The organism is Nocardioides sp. (assembly GCF_036274455.1).
Classification (GTDB): Bacteria; Actinomycetota; Actinomycetes; order Propionibacteriales; family Nocardioidaceae; genus Nocardioides.
The window spans coordinates 1-22,862 of record NZ_DASUFR010000167.1 but is presented as its reverse complement, the minus strand read 5'-3'; the positions used below and the strand labels follow the sequence as shown (position 1 = coordinate 22,862).

The following is a 22,862-nucleotide window of genomic DNA, read 5'->3' as shown; positions in this document are numbered from 1 at the left end:
CGGGCTCATCGGCACCAAGGTGCGTCGGCGTCCAACCGTGGCGACCACCCCACCACTGTGACCCGACACCCGCCCGACGACAGCCCCCAGCAATCTTTTTCTACCCAGGTGCGGCGAAGCCGCCGAGAAGCTCAGCCACCGTGACGGCTCGTCGCTGGCGCTCCTCGCACCTCAGCCACCGTGACGGCTCGTCGCTGGCGCTCCTCGCACCTCGGCCACCGTGACGGCCCGGCGCTGGGGCGCCTGGCACCGCAACCACCGGGCTGCCGTCGTTCCTCGGTCAGCTCACGACGGCTGGTAGCTCCCGAAGGACCAGTGGTTGCCCTCGGGATCCAGCACCGAGCCACCGCGGCCGCCGTAGTCCTGGTCGGTCATCTCGAGGACGACCGTCGCGCCGGCGTCGACCGCCCGTGCGAAGGTGCCGTCGGGATCGTCGGTGACGAGGTACGCCGCGGAGCCGCCCACGTTGTCGACCACGCCCTCCGGGCGCCGGGAGCCGAACATCACCCCGCCGCCCTCCGGCCAGAGCCACTCGGCGTGGTGGACCACGGAGGGGTCCTGGTCGTCGCGGAACGTCGCGTGCTCGGTGAAGCCGACCGCGGTGAGCCACGCGATCATCCGGTCGGCGTCCGCGAACGACATCGAGTGCCAGAGCTTGATGTGAGCCACAGAGTCAGCAGTCATGACCTCACGATGCTGCGGAGGCCGGTTCGAGGTCTCGGAGGAATGGGAACTCCTCGCGCAACCACGTGCTGGGAGCGCATCCGGCCAGGTCGGACCACTCACGGGCGAGGTGCCCCTGGTCGGCGTAGCCGCACACCGCGGCCACCTCGGCCAGCGGCGCACGACCCATCAGTGCCCGGGACGCCTGGAACCGGGCCACGCGCTGGTACTCCTTGGGCGCCAGCCCCGTCTCCTCGCGCACCAGCGTGCTGAGCCGGCGGCGGCTGTAGCCGACCTCGTCGGCCACGTCCGCGACCCGTTCGCCGCGGGTCAGCCCGGCGAGCGCCCGCCCCACCTCGGCTCGCGGCGCGGCCTCGCCATGGCGGCTCAGCGCCCCGAGCAGCGCCCGGACCACGGCCCTCGAGCCCTCGTCGGCCCCCTCGTCGGGGCTGACGTCGTGCAGCCGCTCGGGCAGGTCGGCGAGGTCCGGTGCCACCTCCTCCAGCTCCAGGAGCTCGCCGGCGAGCTCCGCGGCCGGCACGCCGAGCAGGGCCCGCGCGCCCGCGGTGGTCAGCCCCACCTGCACCCCCCGCTGCACGCCGTCGTGGTGGATGGCCGCCGGCGCCGCATGCAGCCCCGACACCGTCGACCAGCGCCGCTGCCGCTGGCTCTCGTCGGCCCAGCCGACGTCCAGGGGCTCCCCCATCGGCAGCACCAGGGTCAGGCTCGTGGTCGGCAGCCCCCGGTGCATCCCCGGCGCGCCCAGGTCGCTCTCGTAGGCCACCAGCTCGGTGACGTACGGCGCCAGAGCAGCGGGAACGGCGGCCACGTCGCGATAGTCCCAGACCTTCCCAAGGTTCTCCACGGCTCGAGCCGGCTGGGAAGGTCTGGGACTATCCCGCCGTCACAGCTGGGTGGTGTCGAGCAGCTCGCCGAGCTCCTCACGGGTCAGGTCCCGGAGCTCGCCGGGCTTGAGCTGGCCGAGCGCGACCGGGCCGATCCGGGTGCGGGTCAGCCTGCGGACCGGGTGACCCACGACGTCGAGGAGCCGCCGGACGATCCGGTTGCGGCCCTCGTGGATGACAAGCTCGACGATGGTCTTTCCGCCACCGCGCTGCACGATCCGCGCAGCGGAGACCGTGACCGGACCGTCGTCGAGGGTGACGCCGTCCCGGAGCCGCGTCAGCGTCGCCTTGGAGACGTCGCCGGCGACCTCCGCGACATAGGTCTTGTCCACCTCGTACGACGGGTGTGCCAGCCGCTGGGCGAAGTCGCCGTCGTTGGTGAGGATGATCAGGCCGGAGGTGTCGGTGTCGAGGCGGCCCACGTGGAAGAGTCGTTCGGGCCGGTCGGCAACCAGGTCGGAGAGGGTACGGCGGCCCTCGGGGTCGGACATGGTGGAGACCACGCCGCGCGGCTTGTTGAGCGCGAGGTAGACGTTCGGCGAGACCGGCGGCAGCCGGCGGCCCTCGACGCGGATGACCGCGGTGCGCGGGTCGACCTTGGTCCCGAGCCGGGTGACGACCTCGCCGTCGACCTCGACCAGCCCGGCCAGCATCAGCTCCTCGCAGCGCCGCCGCGAGGCGACGCCGGACTGGGCGAGCAGCTTCTGGAGCCGGACCAGGCCGTCGTCCTCGGCGTCAGGTGGGTTCGGTTCCGCCATCGGGTTCGGTGCTGGGCCCGGGCTCGGGCGTCTCGGGGTGTGGGTGGGGCTCGGGTGGGGACTGGGAGGCCACCGCCTCGAGCTCGTCCTCCATGTCGGCGAGGTCAGGGAGGTACGGCGCCAGCTCGGGCAGCTCGTCGAGGGACTGCACACCGATCCGCTCGAGGAAGTAGCCGGTCGTGCGGTAGAGGTGGGCGCCGCTGGACTCGTCGACGCCGGCCTCCTCGACCAGGCCGCGGGTGAGCAGCGTGCGGATCACCCCGTCGACGTTGACGCCCCGGATCGCCGAGACCCGGGCGCGCGACACCGGCTGCTTGTAGGCGACCACGGCGAGCGTCTCCAGGGCCGCCTGCGTGAGCCGCGCCTGCTGGCCCTCGAGGACGAAGGCCTCCACGACGGCGGCGTACTCCTCGCGGGTGTAGTAACGCCAGCCGCCGGCGACCTGGCGCAGCTCGAAGCCGCGGCGCTGCTCGTCGTAGTCCTCGGCCAGCAGCTGGAGCTCGGCCACCACCGCCTCGACGGGGTGGCCCACCGCGGTCGCCAGCGCGACCGCGTCGAGCGGCTGGTCGGCCACCATCAGCACCGCCTCCAGCGAGGGGCGCAGCGGCGCGCGCGGGACGTCGACCAGTGTCTCCTGGTCCGCGCCTGTCTCGGTCACGGTCGTCATTCTGCCTCCGGCTCCTCTGGCTCGGGGGTGGGCTCCGGCTGGGGCTCGTCCTCGGGCGGGGCGCCGTCGAACTCGTCGGTCACCAGCTCGTCGGCGTCGACGTCGTCCTCACCGGTCCAGCGGACGGTCAGCTCCCCCAGCGGAGTCACCTGGTCGAAGCCGACCGCACCTTCGCGAAAGAGCTCGAGCAGGGCCAGGAACCGCGCGACCGTGGTGAGCGTGTCCGGCGAGTCGCCGCAGAGGGCCCGGAACGTCATCGTCCCCTGGCGGCGCAGCCGCTCGACCACGACCACGGCCTGCTCGCGGACGCTGACCCGGTTCGCGTGGATGTGCTGCAGGCTGACCTCGGGCACCGGCTTGGGCTCGAGCGCCTTCGCGGCCAGCGCGGCGAACTGGTCGAGCCCGATCCCGATCAGCACCTCGGGGAGCAGGGTCGCGAACCGCTCCTCCAGCCCGACCGAGCGCGGGTAACGCCTCGACTCCCCCGCCAGCCTCTCCTGGAGCACCGAGGCGATCCCCTTGAACGCGCGGTACTGGAGCAGCCGCGCGAAGAGCAGGTCGCGCGCCTCGAGGAGCGCGAGGTCCTCCTCGTCCTCCACGTCGCCCTGCGGGAGGAGCCGGGCCGCCTTGAGGTCGAGCAGGGTGGCCGCGACCAGCAGGAAGGACGAGGTCTGCTCGAGGTCCCACTGTCCTGGATCTCCTGGCGAGCCCGCCGCCTTGACGTGGGCGATGAACTCGTCGGTGACCCGGGACAGCGCGACCTCGGTGATGTCGAGCTTGTGCTTCGAGATCAGGCTGAGCAACAGGTCGAAGGGGCCCTCGAAGTTGTCGAGCCGGACCTCGAAGCCCGCGGACTCGGCTGCGTCGACCGGCTCGACGTCCGTGAGCGTCATGCCCTTCCGGGGTCCCCGCGGAAGCGCTCGACTTCCGCGCGGAGCGCTCCCTCTGAGCGCTTTCGTGGGTTCATCATTCCTCGTTCAGACGGCGGACCAACGCGCTGGCCTCGCCGTTCTGCTCGAGGTCGGCCAGGACCAGGTGCAGCGCCTCGCGGACCAGCCGGCCGCGGTCGACGGCCAGGCCGTGCTCGGCCCGCAGCGCGAGGCGGGCGTGCTCGAGCTCGAGCAGCTCGCCGGCGGTGACGTAGACCGTCATCTTCTCGTCGTGCTTGATCCGGCCGCTGGGCTTGCGGCGTACGTCGGGATCGTCGTCCGGCTGGTCGGGGACGGCCCGGACCGCTCCGCGCGTGGAAGCCCCCTTCGATTGACGGAGTCCCGCCCCGCCATGCGCATCGGCGTCCTGCTCGTCCTCGGTCGGCCGGAAGAGGTCGTCCGCGGCGGGCAGGCTCACTCGTCTGGCCATCGGCTCAACGCCTCCTTCGCGAGCTGACGGTAGGAGTCGGCGCCGGCGGAGTTGCTGGCGTAGGTCGTGATCGGCTCGCCGGCGACGGTGGAGTCGGAGAACTTCACGGTCCGGCGGATCACGGTGTGGAACACCTTGTCGCCCCACGCCTGGACCAGCCGCTCCATGACCTCGCGGCTGTGGAGGGTGCGGCCGTCGAACATCGTGCCGAGCACGCCGTCGATGCGCAGCCGCGGGTTGAGCCGCTCGCGGACCTTGTCGATCGTGCCCTTGAGCAGCGCTACCCCGCGCAGCGCGAAGTACTCGCACTCCAGCGGCACGATCACGCCGTCCGACGCGGTGAGCGCGTTGACGGTGAGGAGGCCGAGCGAGGGCTGGCAGTCGATGAGGACGACGTCGTACTCCTCCAGGGCCGGCGCCAGGACCCGCATCAGGGTCTGCTCCCTGCCGACCTCGTGAACCAGCTGCACCTCGGCGGCGGACAGGTCGATGTTGGAGGGGAGGAGGTCCATGCCCGGCACGCCGCTGGGGACGACGACATCGTGGAGGCTCACGTCCGGCTGCATCAGCAGGTTGTAGACGGTGAGCTCCATCTCGTGCGGGTTGAGCCCCAGCCCTACCGACAGCGAGCCCTGCGGGTCGAAGTCGACCAGGAGGACCTTGCGGCCGTACTCGGCCAGCGCGGCGCCGAGGTTGATCGTCGTCGTGGTCTTGCCGACGCCGCCCTTCTGGTTGCACATCGAGATGACGCGGGCGTTGCCGTGGGTCGTCAGCGGCTTGGGCTCCGGGATCACCGGCATCGGCCGGCCGGTGGGGCCGAGCTCGCCGGGCGTCTCGTGGACGACCTGCGCCTCCGGCTCGGGGGTCCGCGGTGCGATCGGCTCGAACGGGATGGGCTCGGTGAGCAGGGCCGCGTCGGTGCGGGCCGCCTCAACAGGGGCCGCCTCAACCGGGGCCGCGTCGACAGGGGCCGCGTCGACGGGCGGAGTGTCGACAGGGGAAGCGTCGATGGGGGAAGGGGGCATGGCGTCGCTCGGTTCACTGGGTGGGGGCGGCGGGGGTGCTACCCGCGGCGGCATCTGCGGAGCGGCCGAGGACCCACGTCCGAACCTTGCTCCGAACCGGTGCGCGCCATCGCTCATGGGTGTCCTCCGCTCTGGGCCGTACTGACACCCAGCAACCTAATTTGTCGACACAGCGACTTGTGGCCGACGCGCCCGGGACTCTAGGTCCGGGTCAGAACATCGACAAGGGGTTCGAGGGATACCCCCAGCCCGTCACCAAATCTGTGGAGAGACGGTGGGCAGACCCGCGCGCCCCTGCACAGCACAACCCGCCCTGTTGACAGGGTTGTGGACAGGTCCGGGACATATCCGTTCACTCGAGGAGGTCCTGGTAGTCCGGGTGACGGTCGATCCATCCCTTGATGAACGGGCAGCGAGCGATGACCTTGCGGCGGCCGTCCGCGCGTACGCCGTCCAGGGCCGCGCGAGCCAGCGTCGAGCCCACGCCCTTCCCCTCGTAGGACTCCTCGACCTCGGTGTGGGTGAAGACGATGAGGTCGTCGGCGGTGTCGTAGAACGCCACTCCGGCGAGCTCGCCGTCCACTCGCGCCTCGTAGCGCTTCTCGGCCTCGTTGTCGGTCACCTCGACGTCGGACATGCCGACGACACTAGGTCGTGCCCCAGTTGCCGCTTGTCAACCCCCCGATCGAGTCAGGTCCTGGGCATGCGAGGCGAGTCACACTCGGTGGGTCGGAAGACAGGCACACGGGGCCGACCGGCAGGGCGCGGCGATCGGGGGATCCGCCAAGGCCTGCAGGGTTGACGAGGGGGGATCAGCCGTCCAGCCGGCGGAGCGCGGTGGCGAGGACCACCGCCTCCCCGGCGGCGTCGGAGGCGTCGAGGTCCACGGTCGCCTCGATCGCCCAGTCGTGGTGACCGGCCGGGTCGTGGAGGATCTGGCGCGTGTGCCAGGTGCGGCCGGCGTCGTCGATCGCGAGCAGCGCGGGGCCGCGCGCGTCGGCGTCGAGCCGGATCTCGTCGTGCTCGGCGTAGTAGGCCTCGAGCGCCGCGTCCCAGTCCTGACGGCTCATCGCGACCTCGAGCGGCGGCTCGACGAGCTCCGCGGTGGTCGCTTCGAGGGCGGCCAGGGCGTCCACGTCGTCCCGCGCGGCCAGCTCGACACGGCGCCAGAGCGCGTTGCGGACCATCACCCGGAACGGCCGGGCCTGGGCCGAGATCGGCCGTGGCGGCGGGGGTGGGGCGTGCTCGGCCACGTCCGGCCGCACGTGGGCCGGGTCGGCGAGCGCCTCCCACTCGTCGAGGAGCGAGGAGTCGACCTGGCGGACGGTCTCCCCCAGCCACTCCACCAGCTCGTCGAGCTCGGGCGTTCGGTGCCTGTCGGGGACGGTCTGACGCAGCGTCCGGTAGGCGTCGGTCAGGTAGCGCAGCACCAGCCCCTCCGACCTGGCCAGCTGGTAGCGGGCGACCAGGTCGGTGAAGCCCATTCCCTGCTCCCACATCTCCCGGACGACCGACTTGGGCTCGAGCGAGTCCGGGTCCAGCCAGGGATGGCTCTCGCGGTAGAGCTCGTAGGTCGCCTCGAGCAGCTCGGCCAGCGGCCGCGGCCAGGTGATCTGTTCGAGGAGCTCCATCCGCTCGTCGTACTCGATCCCGTCCGCCTTCATCGCCGCGATCGCCTCGCCGCGCGCCTCGTGCTGCTGGGCCCACAGGACCGGCCGCGGTGGTTCCAGCACGGCCTCCACGACCGACACGACGTCGAGGGCGTGGGTCTCGGCCTCGGGGTCGAGCACGTCCAGCGCGGCCAGCGCGAAGTGGGCGAGCTCCTGGTTCAGCGCGAAGTCGTCGGGCAGGTCCACGGTGAGCACGTAGCGGCGGCCGAGCTCGTCGGGCTCGTCCAGGCGGGTCAGGATGCCCGAGCGGACCAGCGACCGGGCCAGCCGCAGCGCCCGCCGGGCCAGCCGCCGCTGCTCCCGGGGCGGGGAGTGGTTGTCGGTGAGCAGCCGGCGCAGCACCGGGAACGCGTCCTCCTCGCGAGACGCGACGTTGACGATCATCGAGTTGTCGACCCGCATCCGGGAGACGAGCGGCTCCGGTACGCCGGCCACGAGCTTGTCGAAGGTCTGCTCGGTCCACACCACCGTGCCCTCGGGCGGCTTCTTCAGCTGCGGCTTCGACCTCTTCTTCGGGTTCGCGGCGTTCTTCGCCTCGGCCTTCGCCTTGGCCCGCTCGTTCTCGATCACGTGCTCGGGCGCCTGGACGACGACGTAGCCCGCGGTGTCGAAGCCGGCCCGGCCGGCCCGCCCGGCGATCTGCAGGAACTCGCGGGTGCGCAGGATCCGCTGCCGGCGGCCGTCGAACTTCGCCAGCCCGGTGAACAGCACGGTCCGGATCGGGACGTTGATGCCGACCCCGAGGGTGTCGGTGCCGCAGATCACGGTGAGCAGTCCGGCCTGGGCGAGCTGCTCCACCAGCCGGCGGTAGCGCGGCAGCATGCCGGCGTGGTGGACCCCGATCCCCTTCTTGAGGAGCCGGGACAGCGTCCTGCCGAAGCCGGCGGTGAACCGGACGCCGGACAGCCGCTCGGCCAGCTCGGGAGCCGGCTTGGGGAGGTAGGACGCCTGCAGCAGCGAGGTGGCGTGCTCGACGGCGTCCTTCTGCGCGAAGTGGACGACGTACGCCGGCGCCTGGTGGGTCGAGACGAGCTCCTCGAGCGTCTCGCTCAGCGGGGTCAGCGCCCAGCTGAACGTCAGCGGCACCGGTCGCTCGGCGCTGGTCACGGTGGCGGTCTCGCGGCCGGTCCGTCGGGTCAGGTCCTCGGCAAGGTCGGAGACGTCGCCCAGCGTGGCCGACATCAGCAGCAGCTGCGCCTGGGGCAGCTCGATCAGCGGCACCTGCCAGGCCCAGCCGCGGTCGGGCTCGGCGTAGAAGTGGAACTCGTCCATCACCACGAGCCCCACGTCGGCCCGCCGGCCCTCGCGCAGCGCGATGTTGGCCAGGATCTCTGCGGTACAGCAGATGACCGGCGCATCGGCGTTCACCGCGGCGTCACCGGTGAGCATGCCCACGTCGTCGGTGCCGAAGGTGGCACAGAGCTCGAAGAACTTCTCGCTGACCAGCGCCTTGATCGGGGCGGTGTAGTAGGTCACCTGGTCGCGGGCCAGCGCGGCCGCGTGTGCCGCCACCGCCACCAGCGACTTCCCGGAGCCGGTCGGGGTGGCCAGCACGACGTTCGACCCGCTCAGCAGCTCGAGGACCGCCTCGTCCTGGTGCGGGTAGAGCTCCAGCCCCTGCGCGGCTGCCCAGTCGACGACCGCGGCGTACACGTCGTCGGGGCTGTCCCCGGCCCTGACCTTCAGCGTGGGGGTCATCGGTCCGCCCGCGTAGGGGCCACCATCGATGATCATCACTCCCGAGCGCGCGGGTGCGCGCTGGCGAACACCTCGCGCAGGGAGTCGACGGTCACCAGCGTGTAGACCTGGGTGGTGGTCACCGACGCGTGCCCCAGCAGCTCCTGGACCACGCGTACGTCGGCCCCGCCGTCGAGCAGGTGTGTTGCGAAGGAGTGTCGCAGCGTGTGCGGCGAGACGTCGCGGGTCACGCCGGCCCGCTCGGCCGCCTTGGCCAGCACCGCCCAGGCCGACTGCCGCGAGAGCCGGCCACCCCGCGCGTTGAGGAAGAGCGCCGGGGTGCCCTTGCCCACCGAGACGAGCTCGGGGCGGCCGCGGACCAGGTAGGCGTCGACCGCGGCGAGCGCGTAGGAGCCGACCGGGACGATCCGCTGCTTGCCGCCCTTGCCGCGCAGCAGCACCGTCTGGTCGACCGTGTCGAGGTCGTCGACGTCCAGCCCCACTGCCTCGGAGATCCGGGCGCCGGTCCCGTAGAGCACCTCCAGCAGCGCTCGGTCGCGCAGCGCCAGCGTCGTGCCCGGCGCCCCGGCGGCCTCGAGGATCGACTCGACGTCGGCCAGCGGGAGCGCCTTGGGCAGCCGCTTGGCCGGGGCCGGTGGCTTCACGCCGCTGGCCGGGTCGCTGCCGGCCAGCCCGTCGGCGAGCGCGAACTTGTGGAACCCGCGCACCGCCACCACCGTGCGTGCCGCGGAGGATGCGCTCAGGGCCGCATGATCGGCGTCGCCCTCGCGCAGGGCGACCAGGAACCCGGAGACCGTCGCCTCGGTCACGTCGTCGAGCCGGCCGATCCCCTCCCGGTCGAGGTGCTCGAGGTAGCGGCGCAGGTCACGGCGGTACGACGTGAGCGTGTTGGCAGCGAGGCCGCGCTCGACCGCGAGGTGCTCGAGGTAGGTGCGGACCGCCCGGTCGAGCTCGTCCGCCCGGGCCGGGGTGGTCTCGGTGTCTACGCCAGCACCTCGTCCGGGCCGATCGCCTCGATCCCGAGCGCCTCGCCGACCGGCTTGTTGGTCAGCTGGCCGGCGTGCGTGTTGAGCCCCAGGGCCAGGCTGTGGTCGTCGCGCAGCGCCTGCTCCCAGCCCTTGTTGGCCACCGCGACCGCGAACGGCAGCGTGGCGTTGGTGAGCGCGTAGGTGCTGGTGTTGGGAACGGCGCCGGGCATGTTGGCCACGCAGTAGAACGTCGAGTTGTGCACGGGGTAGGTCGGCTCGGCGTGCGTGGTCGCGTGGGAGTCCTCGAAGCAGCCGCCCTGGTCGATCGCGATGTCGACCAGCACCGAGCCCGGCTTCATCCGGCTGACCAGCTCGTTGGAGACCAGCTTGGGCGCGGCCGCCCCGGGGATCAGGACGGCGCCGATGACCATGTCGGCCTCCAGGACCTGCTGCTCCAGCGCGAGCCTGGAGGAGGCGAGCCCGTGGACCCGGTTGTTGTAGCGCCAGAACGACATCCGCAGCTTGTCGAGGTCGGTGTCGAGGAGGGTGACGTCCGCGCCCATGCCCAGCGCGATGTTGGCGGCGTTCTGCCCGCTCACGCCCGCGCCGATGATGACCACCTTGGCGTTGGCCACGCCGCCGACCCCGCCCATCAGGACGCCGCGGCCACCCTGGGCCTTCATCATGAAGTAGGCGCCCACCTGCGGCGCCAGGCAGCCGGCCACCTCGGACATCGGGTAGAGCAGCGGCAGCCCGCCCGAGGGCAGCTGCACGGTCTCGTAGGCGATCGCAGTGACCTTGCGGTTGATCAGCTCCTCGGTCAGCGGCTTGTCCGCGGCGAGGTGGAGGTAGGTGAAGAGCGTCAGGCCCTCCCGCATCCGGGCGTACTCCTCGGCCACCGGCTCCTTGACCTTGAGCACCATGTCCACGCCACCGTCGGTGCCCCAGGCCTCCTCGGGGGTGTCGACGATGGTGGCGCCGGCCGCGCGGTACTCCTCATCGGGGATCGACGAGCCGACCCCGGCCTCCTTCTGGATGAGGACCTGGTGGCCGTGGGCCACCAGCTCGTGGACGCCGATCGGCGTGATGGCCACGCGGTACTCGTGGTTCTTGACTTCCTTGGGGACTCCGACCTTCACCTGGCTGAGACTAGTGCGTCGGCGCCCCGGTGCCGACGAGGCCACGGGCATGGGCGGTAAGCACCGCGACCATGACCGGCGCGTCGTGCGCACGGCCGTCCAGGCAGGCCGCCAGCAGGTCGTCGAAGGGCACCCAGAGCGTCTCCATGTCGGCCTCCTCGTGCGCCGGGCGGAAGTCGCCGCGATCGGCCGGCCGGAGCCCCCGCGCCAGGAAGTAGTGGATCTCCTCGGTGCTGATGCCGGGTGAGCTGTACGCCGAGACCAGCGGCCTCCACACGTCCGCCTCGAGCCCGGCCTCCTCCAGCAGCTCTCGCCGGGCGGTGGCCTCGGGATGCTCTCCGGCGACGTCCAGGAGCCCGGCCGGCAGCTCCAGCATCCGCATCCGCGCCGGGTGGCGGTACTGGCGCAGGCAGAGCACCCGCTCGTCGTCGTCCACCGCGAGGACCACCACGGCGCCCGGGTGCTCGAGCACCACGCGGGTGAACGGCTCCCCGTCGGGCTCGTCGGGGTGTCGTACGCCGTCGGCACGGAGCGCGAACGGCAGCTCGGACCGGTAGAGGTCCTCGCTGCCCTCCACCGGCCAGCTCTCGGGGACGTCCGACACCTCGCCTGCCACCCGGCGGAGGCTACCGTTCCGCCCATGACCGATCCCTCCTCCCCCGCCAGCCTCACCGAGGAGGAGGCCCGGACCCGGGCCGCGCTGATCGAGATCGAGCGGTACGACATCTCCGTCGACCTGCGCCAGCTGCTCGAGGGCGAGCGGTGGCTGGCGAGCTCCTCGGTGAGCTTCACCTGCCGCCGTCCCGGCGCCACCACCTTCGTCGACGTCGTCGGCGAGGTCGTCTCGGCCCGGCTCAACGACGTCGAGCTCGACGTGTCCAGCCACGCCGCGGGCCGGCTTCCGCTGCCGCCGCTGGAGGCCGACAACACCCTCGTGGTGTCGTCGGTCCAGGCCGACACCGGCAGCGGCAACGCGATCCTGCGCACCGTCGACCCGCAGGACAAGCTCGTCTACGTCTGGTCGTCCTTCGAGCCGGACGGCGCCAAGCGAGCCTGGGCCTGCTTCGACCAGCCCGATCTCAAGGCGGTGCACGGCTTCCAGGTCAGCGCCCCGGCGGAGTGGTCCGTGGTGAGCAACTGCCCTCCGGAGGTGGTGCTCGACCGCGACGACGGCGGGCGGCTGTGGGTCTTCGAGGACACCCCCCGGCTGTCGACGTACGTCGTGGTGGTCAACGCCGGCCCGTTCCACGAGCTCCGCGAGCAGCGGGGCGGCCACAGCCTCGGCCTCCACTGCCGCCAGTCGCTGCGGCCCTACCTCGAGCGCGATGCCGAGGAGCTGTTCCGGGTGACCGAGCAGGGACTGGCCTTCTTCGAGGAGCGGTTCGCCCAGCCGTTCCCCCAGGAACGGTTCGACCAGGTCTTCGTGCCCGACATGGGTGGAGCGATGGAGAACTGGGGCTGTGTGACCTGGAGTGACAGCGTGCTCTGGCGCACCCCGCCGACCTACGCGCAGCGCCAGCTCGTGGCGACCGTGCTCCTGCACGAGATGGCACACATGTGGTTCGGCGACCTCGTGACGATGCGCTGGTGGGACGACATCTGGCTCAACGAGGCCTTCGCCTCCTTCGCGGCCACCTGGGCCGCGGTGTCGGCCACGGAGTACGCCGACGGCTGGGCCAGCTTCCTCACCGGGCGGCAGCTGTCGGCGTACCTGATGGACATGGGCCCGGCCAGCCACCCGATCCGCAACCCGGTTCCGGACGTCGACCACGCCATGGCGAGCTTCGACCACATCACGTATGCGAAGGGTCAGGCGGTGCTTCACCAGCTGATGGCCTACGTGACGGAGGAGCGGTTCGTCGAGGGGCTGCGCCGCTACTTCGCCGGCCACGCGTGGGGCAACGCGACGCTCGCGGACCTGATGAGGGCGATCGGTGACGCCTCGGGCCGGGACCTCGCCGCGTGGACGGAGAGCTGGCTGGACCGGGCCGGCACCGACACGCTCAGCCTGGTCGGGACCACCCTGCTCGCCTCGAGCCCGGACGGCGGCGAGCCCCGGCGGCACGCGCTGCGCATCGGCTCCTACACCCGCACCCCGGCGGGGCTGGAGCAGATCGGCGACCTGCGCGTCGAGACGGCCGGCACCACGACCCAGCTCCTCGACCTGCCCGTGGCGGACCTGCACCTCCTCAACGACGGCGACCTGACCTTCGCCTCGGTGCGGACCGACGAGTCGTCGCTCCAGACCCTGCTGGCGCACGCGGCGTCCCTCCCCGAGCCGGTCAACCGGGCACTCGCGGTCGGCACCGCCTGGGACATGCTGCTCAAGGGCGAGCTCTCCACCGGCGACGTGCTCGACTGCCTGCTGAACGTGCTCGCGTCCGAGCAGAGCCCCGGCGTGGTCGAACCGGGGCTCGCCCTGGCCCTGCAGGCGGCCGAGCAGTGGAGCCCGACGGTGCTGATCCCCCGCCGGCTGGCCCGCCTGGCCGCGGTCGTGGTCGCGCGCGCGGACGAGCCGGAGCACCGGCACGCGGCCCTGCGAACGCTGGCCTGGTCCGCATCCACCCCGGAGCACTTCGAGCTGCTGGACGCCGCCGCCGAGGGCGACTTCGACCTCGCCTGGCGGACCATGGTCCGACGCGCGTCACTCGGCCGGTACGACGAGGGGGCGGTGCAGGCCCTGGCGGAGCAGGACCCGAACCCCGAGGCCTACCTCCGCGCCTACGGCGTCGTCGCGGCGCGACCGGTCGCGGAGGCGAAGGCCGAGGTGTGGGAGCACTTCTGGCGCGACCGCACCATCCCCGCGGGACCGCCGGCCCAGGAGTTCGCCAAGTGCTTCTGGCGGCCGGTCCAGCACGAGCTGATGGTGTCGTGGGCGCACCGCTACCTCGACGAGATCGAGGCGCTCTCCGGCGAGGGGCTGCTCGCCGCGGGCACCAAGGTCCGGGCGATGCAGCCCACGACCTGCGACCAGGCCTGGCTCGACCGGGCCCAGGACCTGGCCGACGCCGAGAGCACCATCCCGATCGTCCGCTCCGGGCTGCTGCAGGCGGTCGACACGCTCACGCGGGTGCTGGACGCCCGGACCTGAGCCGCTGCCTCAGTCGTCGACCTCGACAGGCTCCCGGCGCAGCCCCGACTCGTCGATCGGGAAGCGCAGCTCCTTCTGGCGCTCGATGGCCGCGCCCACCAACCCCTTGAACAGCGGGTGCGGACGCGTCGGCCGCGAGCGGAGCTCGGGGTGCGCCTGGGTGGAGACGTAGTAGGGGTGCTCGTCGCGGGACAGCTCGACGAACTCGACGAGGTTGTTGTCCGGTGAGGTGCCGGAGAACACCAGGCCGGCCCGCTCGAGGGTGTCGCGGTAGGCGTTGTTGACCTCGTAGCGGTGCCGGTGACGCTCGTCGATGCGCTCCGCGCCGTAGGCCTCCCGGGCGATCGACCCGGGCTTGAGCAGGGCCGGATAGAGGCCGAGCCGCATGGTGCCGCCGAGGTCGCCCGCACCCTCCACGTAGGCCAGCTGCTCCTCCATGGTGGCGATGACCGGCTCGGGGCTGTCGGGGTCGAACTCGGTGGAGTCGGCCTTCTCCAGCCCGGCCACGTTGCGGGCGTACTCGATCACCATGCACTGCAGCCCCAGGCACAGGCCCAGCGTCGGGATCCGGTTGGTCCGGGCGTAGGTGAGCGCGCCGATCTTGCCCTCGAGTCCGCGGACCCCGAATCCGCCCGGGACGCAGATCGCGTCGACGTCGTGGAGCAGTCGCGAGGCGTTGACCGGGTCCTGGCACTCGTCGGACGCGATCCAGCGGATCTTGACCTCGGCCTCGTGGGCGAAGCCTCCGGCGCGCAGCGCCTCGGCCACCGAGAGGTAGGCGTCGTGCAGGTCGACGTACTTGCCGACCAGGGCCACCGTCACCTCTTCCTTCGGGTGGTGGACTCGCCGGAGCAGGTCGTCCCAGACCGTCCAGTCGACGTCGCGGAACGGCAGGTCGAGGCGGCGTACGACGTAGGCGTCGAGCCCCTCGCGGTGCAGGACCTTCGGGATGTCGTAGATCGAGGGGGCGTCGGCCGCGGTGACCACGGCCTCCTGGTCGACGTCGCACATCAGCGAGATCTTGCGCTTGATGGAGTCGGGGAGCTCGCGGTCGGCCCGGCAGACCACCGCGTCGGGCTGGATGCCGACCTGGCGCAACGCGGCGACCGAGTGCTGGGTGGGCTTGGTCTTGAGCTCGCCGGAGGGGCCGATGTAGGGCACCAGGGAGACGTGGAGGAAGAAGCAGTTGTCGCGGCCGATGTCGTGACGGACCTGGCGGGCCGCCTCGAGGAACGGCAGCGACTCGATGTCGCCCACGGTGCCGCCGATCTCGGTGATCACCACGTCGACGTGCGCACCGTCGGGCGTCGTGCCGCCCATGGCGAGGATGCGGTCCTTGATCTCGTTGGTGATGTGCGGGATCACCTGCACCGTGTCACCGAGGTAGTCGCCGCGGCGCTCCTTGGCGATCACCTCGGAGTAGACCTGCCCGGTGGTGACGTTGGCGATCTGGCCCAGGTCGGTGTCGAGGAACCGCTCGTAGTGCCCGATGTCGAGGTCGGTCTCGGCCCCGTCATTGGTCACGAACACCTCGCCGTGCTGGAAAGGGTTCATCGTCCCGGGGTCGACGTTGAGGTAGGGGTCGAGCTTCTGCATCGTGACCCGGAGCCCTCGGGAGCGGAGCAGCCGGCCGAGGCTGGACGCCGTCAGGCCCTTGCCGAGCGAGGAGGCGACGCCTCCGGTGACGAACACATGCTTGGTCGGCATCGGGGGCTTCATGGACCTCCATCCTATGGCAGGGGTGGGGGTCGGACCGAACTGCGACGCACCGTGTCAGGACAGCGCTCTCGCGGGAGCGGCCACCTCCAGCAGCTCTCGCGCGTGGGCCAGCGCGCTGTCGGACTCGGCCATCCCGGCCAGCATCCGGGAGAGCTCCTTCTCGCGCGCGGGGCCGTCGAGCACGGTGAGGCCGGAGCTGGTCACCGACCCGTCGCTGGCCTTCTCGACCAGGACGTGGCGGTCGGCGTACGCCGCGACCTGGGGCAGGTGCGTCACGACCAGGACCTGCGCGGTCCGGGCGAGCTGGGCCAGCCGGCGGCCGACCTCGACCGCGGCGGTGCCACCCACGCCGGCGTCGACCTCGTCGAACACGAACGTCGGGACGGGGCTGGTCCCGGCGAGGGCCACCTCGAGGGCCAGCATGACCCGGGACAGCTCTCCGCCGGACGCGCCCTTGTGGAGCGGCCGGGGCTCGGTGCCGGAGTTGGCCGCGAGCAGGAACTCGACCTCGTCGACGCCGCTCGCGGTGTGGCGCAGCCATCGGTCGGCGACCCGCAGCGGGCTGCCGCTGGGAGGCGGGTCCGACGCCGGCGGCTCGGCGTCGTGCTGGGTGACGGTGATCTCGAGGCGGGCGTCGGGCATCGCGAGCAGCGCCAGCTCGGCGGTGACCTCCGCGGCCAGCCGGCCCGCCGCCTCGGAACGGGCCGCCGACAGCGTCTGGGCCACCTCCGCAAGCTCCGAGCGCAGGGACTGCTGCTCCGCGCGGAGCGACCCGATGTGCTCGTCGGTCCCGTCGAGCTCGAGGAGCCGGGCCGCGGAGGCCTCGGACCAGGCCAGGACCTCCTCCACCGTCTCGCCGTACTTGCGGGTGAGCGCGGTCAGGGCCGCACGGCGCTCGGACACCGCGGCCAGCCGTGCGGGGTCGGCGTCGACGCCGGCGGCGTAGGAGGCCACGTCGGCCGCGACGTCGGAGAGGAGGTAGGTGATCTCGGCCAGCCGGTCGGCCAGCGCCCCGGCCTCCGGGTCGTGCTCGCGGACCCCCTCAAGCACGCTGCGGGCCGCCGAGGCCGCTCCCAGTGCGTCGGGGTCGCCGGTCTCGCTCGAGAGCGCCTCGCGCGCCTGCTCGGCGGCGGTGCGCAGGGCGTCGGCGTAGCCCAGCCTGGCCTCGTCGGCGGCGAGCTGGGCGTCCTCGCCGGCCTTGGGGTCGACGGCCTCGATCTCGCCGAGCCCGAAGCGCAGCAGGTCGGCCTCGCGGGCGCGCTCCCGCGCACTGGCCACGACGTCGTCGAGCTCGCGCTCGGTCGCCTCGAGCCGGCTGTGCAGCGCCGCGTAGGCCGCCCCCAGCGCCAGCACCGGCTCTCCCCCGAACCGGTCCAGTGCCTCGCGCTGGGCCCGCTGGCGCAGCAGGCGGTGCTGGTCGGACTGGCCGTGGACGGCCACCAGCGGCTCGGCCACCTCGGCCAGCCTGGACACCGGCACCGCCGCGCCCCCGACCCAGGCCCTCGACCGTCCCTCGCTCGACACGTTGCGGGCGAGTACGACGTGACCGTCCTCGACCTCGCCCCCGACCTCGTCGACGGCGGCGCCGAACCCCTCGAGGCCCTCGGCGTCGACGACGCCCTCCACCCGCGCCGCGCGGGCGCCGGTGCGGACCATGCCGCTGTCGGCCCGGCCGCCCAGCAGCAGCCCGAGGGCGGTCACCACCATCGTCTTGCCGGCGCCGGTCTCACCGGTGATGACGGTCAGCCCCGGGCCGAGCTCGAGCCGCGAGGACTCGATCACGCCGAGCTGGCCGATCCGGATCTCCTCGAGCATCAGCCGCTCTCCGGGTCCTGGGTCCGGCGCCGGCCGCGCCATCCCTGGACCGGGAGGTCGAACTTCGCGACCAGCCGGTCGGTGAACGTGGCCTCGTGCAGCCGGGCCAGCCGGACCGGCTGCTCCGCGCGGCGTACTTCGATCCGCGCGCCCGGCGGCAGGTCGACCGCCCGGCGGCCGTCACACCACATCACGCCGACGCCGTCGGTGCGGGCGATCACCTCGACGGCGAGCAGCGAGCCGGGCGCGACCACCAGCGGCCGGGCGAACAGCGCGTGCGCGCTGATCGGGACGACCAGCAGCGCCTCGACGGTGGGCCAGACGATCGGGCCCCCCGCACTGAAGTTGTAGGCCGTCGACCCAGTCGGCGTGGCCAGCACGACCCCGTCGCAGCCCCACCGGGACAGCGGCCGGTTGTCGATCTCGACGACGACCTCGATCATCCGCTCGCGAGCGGCCTTCTCGATGCTGGCCTCGTTGAGCGCGAAGGTGTGGGTGACCAGCTCGCCGTCGCGGAAGGCGCGCACGTCGAGCGCGAGCCGGTCCTCCGGTGTCCAGTGGCGCTCGACGATCGCGGCGATGACGTCCTCGACGTCGTCCACCTCCGCCTCGGCCAGGAAGCCGACGTGGCCCAGGTTGACCCCGAGCACCGGCGTGCCGCTCTCCCGTGTCACCTCGGCCCCGCGCAGGATCGAGCCGTCGCCGCCCACCACCACCGCCAGCTCGCAGTCGGCGGCCAGGCCGGTGTCACCGTCCACGATCTCGATGGGCGGGTCGTACGCCGACGCCTCCACACCCAGGTCGGCCGCCTCCTGCGCCAGCAGCCGGACCACGATGTCGTGCTCGGTGAGCGCCTTGCAGAAGCTGAGGGTGACGTCGCGGGCCGCGTCGCGCCCGGTGTGCGTGAGCACCAGCACGCGCCGGACCGCCTCGGCGTGGTCGAGGTGCGTCGGTGTCACGTCGCCAAGCCTCTCAGACCGCACCCCCGTGGCTGGTCAGGGCTGCACGGCGTTGTGGATGTCGTCCGCACCGATCTCAGCAGGACCGCGGCGCAGCCACAGGAAGAACTCGACGTTCCCCGACGGCCCCGGGAGCGGGCTGCGCGCCACCGCCCGGGCTCCCCAGCCCAGGCTCGCAGCCCTGGCCGCCACCGCAGCCACCGCCTCGGCCCGCAGTGCCGGGTCACGGACCACGCCGCCCTTGCCCACGCGGTCCTTGCCCACCTCGAACTGCGGCTTGACCATCAGCACCAGGTCGCCGTCCTCCCGGGTCACGGCGACCAGCGGCTCCAGGACGAGCTCCAGCGAGATGAAGGACAGGTCCCCCACGACCACGTCCACCGGTCCAGCGATCAGCTCGGCGGTGATGTCGCGGATGTTGGTGCGGTCGTGGACCTGGACGCGGTCGTCGGACCGCAACGACCAGGCCAGCTGGCCGTAGCCGACGTCCACGGCGACCACCTCCCCGGCGCCGGCGCGGAGCAGCACGTCGGTGAACCCGCCCGTCGACGCCCCCGCGTCCAGGCAGCGCCGCCCGGCCACGCTCAGCCCCAGCGGCTCGAACGCGGCCAGCGCCCCGGCGAGCTTGTGGCCGCCGCGGGAGACGTAGTCCGGCCGGTCCGGGTCGACGGCCACCACGATCGCCACGTCGGTGGTGACCTGGGTGGCCGGCTTGGTCGCGGCGGCGCCGGACACCGTCACCCGGCCGGCGTTCACCAGCTCGGCTGCGTGCTCCCGCGAGCGCGCCAGGCCGCGACGCACCAGCTCGGCGTCCAGCCGCAGCCGGCGAGGTGGCACGGGCGATGTCTCCTCAGGCGGGCTCGGGGTGGTCCGGCTCGGACAGGTCCTCGCCGCCAGGTTCGTCGAGCGCCCGGCGCAGCTGGACCTGGGCGCTCTCGAAGACGCCCACGTGCTCCTCGATCGGCCGCTCCTCGAGCTCCTCCACGGCCCGGATCACGTCGTCCACCCGGTCCACGCCGGTCCGCACCCGCTCCGGCGTGCCCGGCTCGGGCTCCGGGTCGGAAGCAGGGTCGCCCGTCGGCCCAGGGGGGTCCGGCAGGTCGTGCTCGGGGTGCTGCGTCATGGCCGAACGCTACCCCGGCGGCGTGACCCCTTCGGTCCCCACCGGCGCCCCGGTGTCGTCGAGGTGCCGCCAGGCGGCCACTGCCGCCACCCGCCACCAGTCGTCGGCGTCGCCGCCCCCACTGACCTCGAGCGCGCCGCCGGCCACCGTGGCCGTCCACCCGCCCAGGGACACCTCCGGCTCGGACACCTCAGGCGCCTCGTGCGCGCGGTCGAGCCCGGCGAGATCCGCCGAGAGATAGGTCGGGCGGAGCTCCGGCCGGGCGGCCACCAGCTCGGCCAGCCCGGTCACCCCGGTGAGCACCAGCAGCGAGTCGAGCCCGGCCGCGCGTGCCCCCTCGATGTCGGTGTCGAGCCGATCGCCCACCATCAGCGGCCGCCGGCCGCCACAGCGGCGCACGGTCTCGTCGAGGAGCGGTCTGGCCGGTTTGCCCGCCACCACCGGGTCGACACCACTGAACCGCCGCAGCGTCTCCACCAGCACCCCGTGCCCCGGCGCGGTGCCGTACTTGGTCGGGAAGGTCAGGTCGGTGTTGCAGGCGACCCACCAGAGCCCGTCCCGGATCCGCACGGCGGCACGCATGATCTGGCGCCACAGAACATCGGGGCCGTACCCGGTCACCACCGCCTCGGCCTCGTCCTTGACGCCCACCGGGCGCAGCCCGGCCGCGATCACCGCCTCGACCAGGCCACCGGCACCGAGCACCACGACGGGCGCGCCGGTGCCCAGCCGCTCCTGGAGCAGCCGCGCCGCGGCCTGGGCCGAGGTGACCACGTCGCCGGCGTCCGCGTCGACGCCGAGCTCACAGAGGTGGTAGGCGACCTCGGCCGGGGGTCGCGCCGCGTTGTTGGTGATGAACGCGACGCGCATCCCGGCCTCGCGGGCCTTGGCCACGTGCTGCGGAGCGCCGGGCACGGCGTCCGGTCCGACGTAGACCACCCCGTCCAGGTCGAGCATCGCCAGGTCGTAGCGCCGGTCCAGCGGCTCGGCGGAGCTGCCCAACGACGCCGCCAACGACGGTGACTGTGCCAAGACCCGACTCCTCCTGCCGGCCAACTAGAATCTGGTGATGGACCCGGGCGGCGTGGTCGTTCCTCCCTACGTGGGGCAGCCGTTGCGCCTCGCGCCCTTCCACGGGGTCCGGCTGAGCCCGCGGCGGATCGGAGACCCCGCCTCGGGGCGCCTCCTCGCCCGACCGTACCGGGCGGTGGCCGCCCGCCTGACGCAGTGGCAGGAACGCGGACAGCTCCGCCGCGACGAGGAGCCGGCGCTGTACCTCCATGAGTACACCGCGGCGGGGCTCACCGTGCGGGGCCTGGTCGGCGCGCTGGACATCTCGCACCGGGCCAGCGGCCCCGGCGACCGTGCCGTGCTCCCGCACGAGGGCATCCACCCGGTGCAGGCCGACGAGCTGGCCGACCGGATGACCGAGCTCCAGCTCAACCCGGCCCCGATCCTGCTCGTGCACCGTGCGCCCGACGGGCTCCGGGCCCTCGTGCACCGCGTTCTCGAGCAGGAGCCGGTCGACGACTTCGTGGACCGCAACGAGCAGCGCCACCGGGTCTGGCCGATCCGCGAACCGGACCTCCTCGCAGCCATCGACCGGGAGCTGGCGCCCTGCCAGGCCCTGATCGCCGACGGCCACCACCGGTACGCCGCCTACCTCCGGATGCAGCGTCGCGCACCCGGTGGACCCAACGACCGCGGGCTGGCCATGCTCGTCGACCAGGAGGACACCCCGCTGTTCCTCGGCCCGATCCACCGGATCCTGACCGGTGTCGGACTCGACGACCTCGCGGCAGCAGCCGAGGTGGTCGGCGCCGGCTTCGACCTGGTCGACCGTCCGGCCGCCGTGCATGCCCTCGGCCCGGCCACGCTGGCCGCGACCGACGGGCGCCGCTGGGCGACGGTGAAGCTGCACCTGCCCGACGACCGCGCCGCGGTCGAGCAGCTCCACGACGACCTGGTCCCTGCGCTCCCGCGCGGGCCGCAGCGGATCGAGTACCACCACTCGGTCGAGTCGACCCTCGACCACCTGCGCAAGGACGGCGTGGCCGTGCTGATGCCCGCACCGGACGTCGACCTGGTGCTCAAGATCGCTGCGGACGACCGGCTGCTCCCCGAGAAGGCCACCTCCTTCCAGCCCAAGCCGAGCGTGGGCGTGCTGATCCGCTCGCTCCGCGACGAGTGACCGGCGGCGGGACGCGTCAGCCGCTGCCGGTCACACGTTGCACCCTGCGGCCTCCGGTCAGCTCGACCTCGACCCGCGAGACGGTTGCCCCGCCGGCCCGGAAGAATCGTCGTCGGAGGGCGCCGCTGACGTCGACGACGTCGCCGGCCTCCCATTTCTCGACCTGCGTCTTGAGCCGCCCCGCCCACACCGCGCACTCCAAGGAGTCGACGCGCTGACGGGGCCGGTCCCTGCCGGGCGGCAGCGGCGGCCGCTCCACGACGACCCTCAGGTTCCAGACCGTGTCCCCGCTCGGCAGCTCGCGCAGCCGCGGTGTGGCGGCCAGCCGTCCCACGAGTCGCACCTGGTTGGCGGACTCCCCCTGGCCGTCGGCCACTCCGGGAGCCCCCGCTGCTTGTCCTGTCCTGCGTGCAGTCATCTCACAACACCTCCGCGCGCCACGCTTCCCGGCAGCGCGGACAGCGAGGGCGAGAGCCGCGGCCGGCTGTGGACGACCGGCCACGACCGGCCTCCTGTGGACCTCCCGCGGACGTATCGAGGTAGGAAATGCAAGAAGGCCACCTGCGCGAACGCAGGTGGCCTTCTCGAAAGATGTCCGGCGACGTCCTACTCTCCCACAACCCTCCGGTTGCAGTACCATCGGCGCTGAGAGGCTTGACTTCCGGGTTCGGGATGGGACCGGGTATTTCCCTCTCGCTAAGGCCGCCGTAACTCTTGCCGGCCGCTCGACCGCACTCCTGCATGAGGGCACGGGAGCAGCCGAAGCTACGTGATGTTCAGTTGTCTGAACTCTTCTTCGTGGACGCGAGCATTGGTTGCAGCAGCAGGTTCGCACAGTCAACCGTGTTGTCTTGGTTGAGTGTTTGTGGGACAAGCCCTCGGTCTATTAGTACCGGTCGGCTGGGCATTACTGCTGTACACCTCCGGCCTATCAACCCAGTGTTCTGCTGGGGACCTTACCTACTTATGTAGTGGGAAACCTCATCTTGAAACGTGCTTCCCGCTTAGATGCATTCAGCGGTTATCACTTCCGAACGTAGCCAACCAGCCGTGCTCTTGGCAGAACAACTGGCACACCAGAGGTTCGTCCATCCCGGTCCTCTCGTACTAGG

At 72.3% G+C, this 22,862-nt stretch carries 20 protein-coding genes, 2 rRNA genes and 1 pseudogene; 2 read left to right on the top strand and 21 right to left on the bottom strand.

What is annotated here, in order from left to right; translation table 11 throughout:
• Positions 1-285 precede the first annotated feature (285 nt).
• From VFV89_RS16610 to VFV89_RS16555, 12 genes and pseudogenes are all read right to left on the bottom strand, one after another.
• Complete coding sequence (locus VFV89_RS16610; protein ID WP_329707068.1) at positions 286-684, bottom strand: VOC family protein; 399 nt, start codon at positions 682-684, stop codon at positions 286-288.
• A 4-nt stretch (positions 685-688) separates the two neighbouring features.
• Positions 689-1,528 (bottom strand): helix-turn-helix transcriptional regulator, encoded by an 840-nt coding sequence (locus tag VFV89_RS16605; protein WP_329707067.1) that lies wholly within the window; start codon positions 1,526-1,528, stop codon positions 689-691.
• 39 nt (positions 1,529-1,567) lie between these two features.
• Positions 1,568-2,326 (bottom strand): pseudouridine synthase, encoded by a 759-nt coding sequence (locus VFV89_RS16600; RefSeq protein ID WP_329707066.1) that lies wholly within the window; start codon positions 2,324-2,326, stop codon positions 1,568-1,570.
• Positions 2,304-2,993: an SMC-Scp complex subunit ScpB gene (gene scpB, locus VFV89_RS16595; RefSeq protein ID WP_414690396.1), complete on the bottom strand. Its 690-nt coding sequence runs from the start codon at positions 2,991-2,993 to the stop codon at positions 2,304-2,306. The genes VFV89_RS16600 and scpB overlap by 23 nt, the downstream gene beginning before the upstream one ends.
• On the bottom strand, positions 2,990-3,886 hold the full coding sequence (locus VFV89_RS16590) for a ScpA family protein (protein ID WP_329707064.1): 897 nt from the start codon (positions 3,884-3,886) through the stop codon (positions 2,990-2,992). Before VFV89_RS16590 ends, scpB begins: the two co-directional genes overlap by 4 nt.
• 73 nt (positions 3,887-3,959) lie before the next feature.
• Positions 3,960-4,352, bottom strand: a complete 393-nt coding sequence (locus tag VFV89_RS16585) for a hypothetical protein (protein WP_329707063.1) — start codon at positions 4,350-4,352, stop codon at positions 3,960-3,962.
• Entirely contained in the window at positions 4,337-5,152 is an 816-nt protein-coding gene (locus VFV89_RS16580; protein ID WP_329707069.1) for a ParA family protein, read from the bottom strand. The genes VFV89_RS16585 and VFV89_RS16580 overlap by 16 nt, the downstream gene beginning before the upstream one ends.
• Positions 5,153-5,729: 577 nt before the next feature.
• Entirely contained in the window at positions 5,730-6,014 is a 285-nt protein-coding gene (locus VFV89_RS16575) for a GNAT family N-acetyltransferase (RefSeq protein ID WP_329707062.1), read from the bottom strand.
• Between the two features lie 175 nt (positions 6,015-6,189).
• Complete coding sequence (locus VFV89_RS16570) at positions 6,190-8,745, bottom strand: DEAD/DEAH box helicase (protein ID WP_329707061.1); 2,556 nt, start codon at positions 8,743-8,745, stop codon at positions 6,190-6,192.
• 35 nt (positions 8,746-8,780) lie between these two features.
• Positions 8,781-9,686: pseudogene (gene xerD / locus VFV89_RS16565) on the bottom strand (site-specific tyrosine recombinase XerD); the annotation flags it as partial.
• Positions 9,687-9,727: 41 nt separating this feature from the next.
• The gene (gene ald / locus VFV89_RS16560) at positions 9,728-10,852 is read right to left on the bottom strand and encodes an alanine dehydrogenase (protein ID WP_329707060.1); all 1,125 of its coding nucleotides are present in this window, start codon (positions 10,850-10,852) and stop codon (positions 9,728-9,730) included.
• 10 nt (positions 10,853-10,862) lie between these two features.
• Complete coding sequence (locus tag VFV89_RS16555) at positions 10,863-11,468, bottom strand: NUDIX hydrolase (protein WP_329707059.1); 606 nt, start codon at positions 11,466-11,468, stop codon at positions 10,863-10,865.
• A 24-nt stretch (positions 11,469-11,492) separates the two neighbouring features.
• On the opposite strand from VFV89_RS16555, the gene pepN reads away from it, so the two are divergent.
• Positions 11,493-13,943, top strand: coding sequence for an aminopeptidase N (gene pepN, locus VFV89_RS16550; protein ID WP_329707058.1), 2,451 nt, complete (start codon positions 11,493-11,495; stop codon positions 13,941-13,943).
• A gap of 9 nt (positions 13,944-13,952) precedes the next feature.
• On the opposite strand, the gene VFV89_RS16545 is transcribed toward pepN, so the two are convergent.
• The 6 genes from VFV89_RS16545 to VFV89_RS16520 are packed head-to-tail and all read right to left on the bottom strand — an operon-like array spanning position 13,953 to position 20,591.
• Positions 13,953-15,662: a CTP synthase gene (locus VFV89_RS16545; RefSeq protein ID WP_329707057.1), complete on the bottom strand. Its 1,710-nt coding sequence runs from the start codon at positions 15,660-15,662 to the stop codon at positions 13,953-13,955.
• A 54-nt stretch (positions 15,663-15,716) separates the two neighbouring features.
• Positions 15,717-17,477: a DNA repair protein RecN gene (gene recN / locus VFV89_RS16540; protein ID WP_329707056.1), complete on the bottom strand. Its 1,761-nt coding sequence runs from the start codon at positions 17,475-17,477 to the stop codon at positions 15,717-15,719.
• Complete coding sequence (locus tag VFV89_RS16535; RefSeq protein WP_329707055.1) at positions 17,477-18,436, bottom strand: NAD kinase; 960 nt, start codon at positions 18,434-18,436, stop codon at positions 17,477-17,479. The genes recN and VFV89_RS16535 overlap by 1 nt, the downstream gene beginning before the upstream one ends.
• A gap of 36 nt (positions 18,437-18,472) precedes the next feature.
• Complete coding sequence (locus VFV89_RS16530; RefSeq protein WP_329707054.1) at positions 18,473-19,273, bottom strand: TlyA family RNA methyltransferase; 801 nt, start codon at positions 19,271-19,273, stop codon at positions 18,473-18,475.
• 13 nt (positions 19,274-19,286) lie between these two features.
• The gene (locus tag VFV89_RS16525) at positions 19,287-19,559 is read right to left on the bottom strand and encodes a hypothetical protein (RefSeq protein ID WP_329707053.1); all 273 of its coding nucleotides are present in this window, start codon (positions 19,557-19,559) and stop codon (positions 19,287-19,289) included.
• Positions 19,560-19,568: 9 nt separating this feature from the next.
• Positions 19,569-20,591 carry an HAD-IIA family hydrolase gene (locus VFV89_RS16520; protein ID WP_329707052.1) on the bottom strand — a complete coding sequence of 341 codons (1,023 nt, stop codon included), beginning with the start codon at positions 20,589-20,591 and terminating at the stop codon, positions 19,569-19,571.
• Positions 20,592-20,628: 37 nt separating this feature from the next.
• On the opposite strand from VFV89_RS16520, the gene VFV89_RS16515 reads away from it, so the two are divergent.
• Positions 20,629-21,750, top strand: a complete 1,122-nt coding sequence (locus VFV89_RS16515; protein ID WP_329707051.1) for a DUF1015 family protein — start codon at positions 20,629-20,631, stop codon at positions 21,748-21,750.
• Between the two features lie 16 nt (positions 21,751-21,766).
• On the opposite strand, the gene VFV89_RS16510 is transcribed toward VFV89_RS16515, so the two are convergent.
• The 3 genes from VFV89_RS16510 to VFV89_RS16500 all read right to left on the bottom strand — a co-directional run.
• Complete coding sequence (locus VFV89_RS16510; protein ID WP_329707050.1) at positions 21,767-22,168, bottom strand: single-stranded DNA-binding protein; 402 nt, start codon at positions 22,166-22,168, stop codon at positions 21,767-21,769.
• A gap of 175 nt (positions 22,169-22,343) precedes the next feature.
• Positions 22,344-22,460 (bottom strand): 5S ribosomal RNA (gene rrf / locus VFV89_RS16505).
• A 156-nt stretch (positions 22,461-22,616) separates the two neighbouring features.
• Positions 22,617-22,862 (bottom strand): 23S ribosomal RNA (locus VFV89_RS16500); the annotation flags it as partial.

Bases quoted from the DNA above. Each gene is read 5' to 3' on its own strand.
- VFV89_RS16610 (WP_329707068.1), bottom strand. From the start codon at position 684: ATGACTGCTGACTCTGTGGCTCACATCAAGCTCTGGCACTCGATGTCG.
- VFV89_RS16600 (WP_329707066.1), bottom strand. From the start codon at position 2,326: ATGGCGGAACCGAACCCACCTGACGCCGAGGACGACGGCCTGGTCCGG.
- scpB (WP_414690396.1), bottom strand. From the start codon at position 2,993: ATGACGACCGTGACCGAGACAGGCGCGGACCAGGAGACACTGGTCGAC.
- VFV89_RS16590 (WP_329707064.1), bottom strand. From the start codon at position 3,886: ATGACGCTCACGGACGTCGAGCCGGTCGACGCAGCCGAGTCCGCGGGC.
- VFV89_RS16585 (WP_329707063.1), bottom strand. From the start codon at position 4,352: ATGGCCAGACGAGTGAGCCTGCCCGCCGCGGACGACCTCTTCCGGCCG.
- VFV89_RS16580 (WP_329707069.1), bottom strand. From the start codon at position 5,152: ATGCCGGTGATCCCGGAGCCCAAGCCGCTGACGACCCACGGCAACGCC.
- VFV89_RS16575 (WP_329707062.1), bottom strand. From the start codon at position 6,014: ATGTCCGACGTCGAGGTGACCGACAACGAGGCCGAGAAGCGCTACGAG.
- VFV89_RS16570 (WP_329707061.1), bottom strand. From the start codon at position 8,745: ATGACCCCCACGCTGAAGGTCAGGGCCGGGGACAGCCCCGACGACGTG.
- pepN (WP_329707058.1), top strand. From the start codon at position 11,493: ATGACCGATCCCTCCTCCCCCGCCAGCCTCACCGAGGAGGAGGCCCGG.
- VFV89_RS16545 (WP_329707057.1), bottom strand. From the start codon at position 15,662: ATGAAGCCCCCGATGCCGACCAAGCATGTGTTCGTCACCGGAGGCGTC.
- recN (WP_329707056.1), bottom strand. From the start codon at position 17,477: ATGCTCGAGGAGATCCGGATCGGCCAGCTCGGCGTGATCGAGTCCTCG.
- VFV89_RS16525 (WP_329707053.1), bottom strand. From the start codon at position 19,559: ATGACGCAGCACCCCGAGCACGACCTGCCGGACCCCCCTGGGCCGACG.
- VFV89_RS16515 (WP_329707051.1), top strand. From the start codon at position 20,629: ATGGACCCGGGCGGCGTGGTCGTTCCTCCCTACGTGGGGCAGCCGTTG.
- VFV89_RS16510 (WP_329707050.1), bottom strand. From the start codon at position 22,168: ATGACTGCACGCAGGACAGGACAAGCAGCGGGGGCTCCCGGAGTGGCC.